At 73.8% G+C, this 5,433-nt stretch carries 5 protein-coding genes and 1 pseudogene; 3 read left to right on the top strand and 3 right to left on the bottom strand.

All coding sequences use genetic code 11. The features are described 5' to 3' along the window. Nucleotides 1–111: 111 nt before the first annotated feature. Nucleotides 112–744: a nucleoside/nucleotide kinase family protein gene (locus M878_RS53905; RefSeq protein WP_023544792.1), complete on the bottom strand. Its 633-nt coding sequence runs from the start codon at nucleotides 742–744 to the stop codon at nucleotides 112–114. A gap of 95 nt (nucleotides 745–839) precedes the next feature. Between M878_RS53905 and M878_RS53900 the strand changes: the two genes are divergently transcribed. Both M878_RS53900 and M878_RS53895 read left to right on the top strand, forming a co-directional pair. Next, entirely contained in the window at nucleotides 840–1,580 is a 741-nt protein-coding gene (locus M878_RS53900) for an HAD family hydrolase (RefSeq protein ID WP_023544791.1), read from the top strand. Between the two features lie 87 nt (nucleotides 1,581–1,667). Beyond that, a pseudogene (locus tag M878_RS53895) lies at nucleotides 1,668–2,348 on the top strand (glycosyl hydrolase family 65 domain-containing protein); the annotation flags it as partial. Between the two features lie 161 nt (nucleotides 2,349–2,509). Here the strand turns inward: M878_RS53895 and M878_RS53890 are convergent. Further along, on the bottom strand, nucleotides 2,510–3,403 hold the full coding sequence (locus M878_RS53890; protein ID WP_023544789.1) for a M56 family metallopeptidase: 894 nt from the start codon (nucleotides 3,401–3,403) through the stop codon (nucleotides 2,510–2,512). After that, complete coding sequence (locus M878_RS53885) at nucleotides 3,400–3,783, bottom strand: BlaI/MecI/CopY family transcriptional regulator (RefSeq protein ID WP_023544788.1); 384 nt, start codon at nucleotides 3,781–3,783, stop codon at nucleotides 3,400–3,402. Before M878_RS53885 ends, M878_RS53890 begins: the two co-directional genes overlap by 4 nt. A 167-nt stretch (nucleotides 3,784–3,950) precedes the next feature. On the opposite strand from M878_RS53885, the gene M878_RS53880 reads away from it, so the two are divergent. Continuing rightward, nucleotides 3,951–5,433, top strand: a 1,483-nt coding sequence (locus M878_RS53880) for a hypothetical protein (protein ID WP_023544787.1), incomplete at its 3' end; no start/stop codon positions are given.

Below are 5,433 nucleotides of genomic sequence, written 5' to 3'. Positions count from 1 at the left end.
CTCGGCGTCGGACCAGCGGGCGGCCGGCCCGGACACGGCCGCGGGCGGGCAGACGAGCAGCAGCCTCGGCCACCAGGGCGCTGGATCCGCCGTCGTCCCAGAGAACGCGGGCTAGCCGTAAGACACCACCAGGTCCGCCCGCCCCCGGGTCGTCGCGATCAGGTCGGCGTTGCGCTGGTCCGTGCTCAGGACCCAGGCCACGGCCGTGTCGTGGTCCTTGCCGAACTCCTCGTGGCGGGCGATCAGCCGGCGGATGCGCTCGTCCTCGTCCGTCTCGCAGAACCAGACCTCGTCCAGGCACGGCCGTACCCGCGACCACGAACCCTCCGTCAGCAGGAGGTAGTTGCCCTCGGTGACCACGAGCCGGGCGGTCGGTGGTACCGGGATCGCGCCGGCGAGGGGCTGCTCCAGGACCCGCTCGAAGCCGGGGGCGTAGACCACGTCGTCGGTGTCCTCGTGCAGCCGCCGCAGCAGCGCCGCGTACCCGGCCGGGTCGAAGGTGTCCGGCGCGCCCTTGCGGTCCCGGCGGCCGAGCCGGTCCAGTTCGACGTCGGCGAGGTGAAAGCCGTCCATGGGAACGTGCGCGGCCCAGGGCGGCCCGTCGGCGTTCAGGGCCCGCACCAGCTGCTCGGCGAGCGTCGTCTTGCCCGCACCGGGGCTGCCCGTGATCCCGAGCACGGCCCGCCGGCCGTCCCGGACGAGACCGCGGGCACGGGAGAGGAGGTCGTCGAAGGTCAGCGGCACACGGCACAGTGTGGCACCGAAACTTTTGCCGAGAAGTACGCCCGCTGTGGCGTGCGCCACTCACTGGAGCGTGGCCCATGGGGAAGAGTGCCGGTATGACTCAGCTCGGTCTTCCCGACGCGATCCAGGCCTGTCTGTTCGACCTCGACGGGGTCGTCACCAAGACGGCCGTCGTGCACGCGGCCGCCTGGAAGGAGACGTTCGACGCGTTCCTGCGCGACTACGAGGGGGAACAGGGGCGGCCGTTCGACGCGGTCGCCGAGTACGACGAGTACGTCGACGGCCGCCCCCGCACCGACGGCGTCCGCGCCTTCCTCGACTCGCGCGGCATCCGGCTGCCCGAGGGCACCCCCGAGGACCCGCCTCAGGCCCGCACCGTGCACGGCCTCGGCAACCGCAAGAACGCCCTGCTCCTGGAGCGGATCCGCACCGGCGGTGTGGAGGCCTACGAGGGCACCCTGCGCTATCTGGAGGCCGTCCGTGCCGAGGGACTGCGCACCGCGATCGTCTCCTCCAGCGCCAACTGCCGGGACGTGCTGCGCTCCGTCGGCGCCGAGCACTTCTTCGACGTACGGATCGACGGCGTGGTCGCCGCCGAACGGCGGCTGCGGGGCAAGCCGCACCCCGACACCTTCCTCGCCGCCGCCCACGACCTGGGCGTCGAGCCGGCACGGGCCGCCGTCTTCGAGGACGCGCTGGCCGGAATGGAGGCGGGCCGCGCCGGCGGCTTCGGGTACGTGGTCGGGGTGGACCGCGTGGGCCAGACCGACGCGCTGTACGCGCACGGCGCGACCATCGTCGTGAAGGACCTCGCCGAGCTGGGAGGCAAGCAGTGATCACCGACCGGTCGTACAGCGTGGAGCCGTGGGCCGTTCGGGAGACCGCCCTCGACCTCGGCGTCCTCGCCCAGAGCGAGTCGGTGTTCGCGCTACCAGCGCTGGGACTTCGCCGGCACCCGCGCCGACCAGTACCCCCTGCTCCTGCACTTTCCCTACTTCGACCTCTACCGCAAGCAGGTGATCAAGCAGGCCGACCTGGTGCTCGCCATGTACACCTGCGGCGACTGGTTCGACGCGGAGCACGATGAGGAGCAGGTCGCCCGGAACTTCGCCTACTACGAGCCGCTGACCGTCCGGGACTCCTCCCTGTCGGCCTGCTGTCAGGCCGTCATCGCCGCCCAGGCGGGCCATCTGGACCTCGCCTACGCCTACACCACCGAGGCGGCCCTGATGGATCTGCAGGACCTGGAGCACAACACCCGCGACGGGCTGCACATCGCCTCGCTGGCCGGCACATGGATGGCGCTGGTGGCGGGCTTCGGCGGGATGCGCCGCGACGGCGAGCGCCTGCGGTTCGCGCCACGCCTGCCCGGCCGGCTGAGCCGGCTCGCCTTCAACGTCGAGTTCCGCGGGCGGCGGCTGCGCGTGGACATCGGCGCGGACAAGGCGACGTACGCACTGCTGGACGGGCCGCCGCTGACCCTGCGTCATCATGGCGAGCCGCTGACGGTGAGCACGGAGGAGCCGGCCGTACGGGCCGTACCATCGGCTGTCCGCCGGCCCCGCCCCGAGCAGCCGCTCCACCGCGCCCCGAACGGCGGCTGAGTTGCAGATGCCGGGTACGGTCGTTTGCCGTCCGCGGCGCCATTGTGGCTGGGCTCCCCCAAGTTCTCGGCTTCGCTCGAACCCGGGGGCACCCCATCGCGGCGGAGCCGCATATGGATACTGCCCCGCGCTCCTCGGGGTGTTGCAGTGCCGTCGGCTTCTCAGTTCAGTGCGCCGGACAACTGCCCCAGCAAGTCGCTGGTCGCGTCGGCGGCGAGCAGCGTGGCCAGGGTGCCGAGGAGGAGGACGGCGGCTGCGGCCGGCCACAGTTGCGGCGGCGGGCTCGTCTGCAGGGCCGCGATCCGGCGGGTCACGGACCGGTCGGTGAAGTGCAGGGCGCAGGCGGCACGGGCCCGGCCGGCGGTGAGCGCGGCGCGGGCCAGCGCCCGGGCGGTGGTGTGCCGGTCGCCGACCGTGGCCGCCGCCTGCTCGTCGGCCCATCGCTCCACGAGGAAGCCGACGGCCGTACGCACCGGTCCGAGCAGCGGGTCGGCCGCCGCCGCGAGCGTCGCCGCGGTGACCAGCGGCCCGTGCCGGTGGGCGAGATGGGCGCGCTCATGCGCGAGGAGCACCCGCCGCTCGGCGGGATCGAGGGCGCTCAGCATCGCCGAGGTGACCAGGATCCGGCCCGGCCGGCCCGGTATCGTGAACGCCTGCGGCACCTCGGAGGCGGCGACGATCAGCTCGCTGTCCGCCGGATGCCCCGCACACAGCCGGCGCAGGGTCCGCCGGGTGCACCGCTCGGCGCGTACGGCCCGGTACACCCGCAGGGCGATCACCGCCAGCGCCAGGCAGGCCGCGAGGCCGATCGCCTCGGGCACCTGATCGGTGACCGTATGTCCGTCCTCACGGGCCTCGTGGATCACCGGCGGCACGTCCCCGAGCAGCGCGGTGGCCAGCAGGAGCAACGACCAGGCGGTGGCCGCGGCGGTCAGCACGGCCGCCGAGGTCAGCACGCGCACGGCGAGCGCCGGAGCGACCCGCCGGGCGATCACCGGCCCGACCGCCGACAGCAGCAGGGACAGCACCAGCGGGCTGTACACGTCGAACCTCATGCGCCGCCTCCGCCGAGCAGTTCGCGCAGCGCCCGCTCCTCCTCGGGGCGCAGCCCGGTCACGAACTGCTGGAGCGCGGCGATCGGGTCCGGTCCCCGGTCCAGGGCCTCGTGCATCGCCTCGGCGGTCAGCTCGGCCGCGTTCTTCGCCGGCCGGTACGCACCGCGCCGCCCATCGGCGTCGCGCAGCACCAGACCCTTGTCGTAAAGGCGTTTGAGGATGGTGTGCACCGTGTTGTAGGCGAGTCCGCCGTCGATCTCGGCCTGGATCTCCGCCGGGGTCAACGGCCGCTCGGTGGCCCAAAGCGCGGCCAGCACCTCGCTCTCCAGCTCACCGGCGCTGCGCCGCTCCGCCCTGCCGCGGGACCCTGTGCCAGCCATGCCCCAACCTTACAGCGCGTAGTGCCATGGGCCGGATGGCCCCGTCAGTCCGGCGGAAGGCAGGGATCAGGGGTACTTTGTCGGTGTTTTCCCCGGCTCCCGTCCTGGACCCTACAGATTGTAGGGTGGCAAGGGTTCCGGCACGCCGCGGGGGCAGAGGGGTGATGATGGCCGGCAGCGCGTACGCCACACTCGCCGGAATGCGGCGCCCGCGCCTTCTCCGCACGTCCGGCGGCACCCGGCCGGTGCGTACCACCGCCCCGCTCGCGGCCGTGGCCGCGGCCTTCACCCTGGCCCAACTGCTCCTCGTCCGGCCCGGCATGGGCCTCGGCTGGGACGAGACGGTGTACGTCAGCCAGGTCAGCGCCCACGCCCCCGCCGCCTTCTTCAGCGCACCCCGTGCGCGTGGCATCTCCCTGCTCGTCGCACCCGTCGCCGCCTGGTCGTCCTCCACCGCACTGCTGCGGATCTACCTCGCGGTCCTGTCCGGCCTCGCCCTGTTCCTGGCCCTGCGCACCTGGCGCGGCCTGTTCCCGGCCCGCGTCCTCGCCCTCGCCGGCGCCCTGTCGGCCTCCCTCTGGGTGACCTTGTTCTACGGCCCGCAGGCCATGCCCAACTACTGGGTCGCGGTGGGCGCCCTGGCCACCGTCGCCTGCTTCCTCCGGACCCACGACAGCCCAGCGCGTCCGGCCTGGTGGGGTCTGGCGGCGAGTGCGGCGCTCATGGCGTGGATGCGGCCCACGGACGCCGTGTGGGCCGCGCTGCCGCTCCTTGCCCTCGGCCTCGCCCGCCGCCACTGGCGGGCCCTCGCGGTGCTGCTGGCCGGACTCGCGGCCGGCGCCGCCGAGTGGGTCATCGAGGCCTACATCCGCTACGGCGGCCTGATGAACCGCCTGTCCGAGGGCTCGGCGATCCAGGGCGGCCTCGGCTGGCACATCGCCGTCATCGACCAGCTGCGCAGCCTCGGCGGCCAGACCCTGTGCCGGCCGTGCACCGGCCGGCTGCCCCATCCGGCGGTCATCGGCTGGTGGTTCGTGCTGCCCGTGCTCGCCACGCTCGGGCTCGTCGTCGCGGTCCGCGCCCGGCGCCCGGCGGCCATGGCGCTCCCGCTCGCCTGCGCGGTGAGCGCGGCCTTCCCGTATCTGTTCCTCATCGGCTACGCGGCCCCCCGCTTCCTGCTCCCGGCCTACGTCCTGCTCGCCCTCCCGGTCGCCGATGCGCTCCGGTATCTCTTCACCGCCTCGCGCCCGCCCCGGCGTCCGGTCGTCGCGACCCTGCTCTGCCTCGGGCTCGCCGCCCATCTCGCGGTACAACTGGCCGTGGTCGTGCACACCGTGGACCGCACCACCGCGGCCCGCCGTGCCTGGTCCCGCACGGCCTCCGCCCTGCACCGGCTCGGCGTCCGCCCGCCCTGTCTGCTCACCGGGGGCGACGCCCTCCCGATCGCGTTCTACGCGGGCTGCGCCTCGGCCGCGGCCGACGGTCCCGATGCCAACAGCACAGCGGACCGTATCGCCGGCACAGCCCGCCGAACGCCGGTCGCCACGCTGGTCCCCGCGGGCTCCCGGCCCCCGTCGTACGCCCGTGCCTGGCCGTCTGCGCTCCTCGACGGACAGCGGCTGTACTACTCCGTACCCGGGAGCGGCCGAT

It is taken from the genome of Streptomyces roseochromogenus subsp. oscitans DS 12.976 (genome assembly GCF_000497445.1).
In the GTDB taxonomy this organism is placed as follows: Bacteria; Actinomycetota; Actinomycetes; order Streptomycetales; family Streptomycetaceae; genus Streptomyces; species Streptomyces oscitans.
This window is presented reverse-complemented; position numbering and strand designations above follow the sequence as displayed.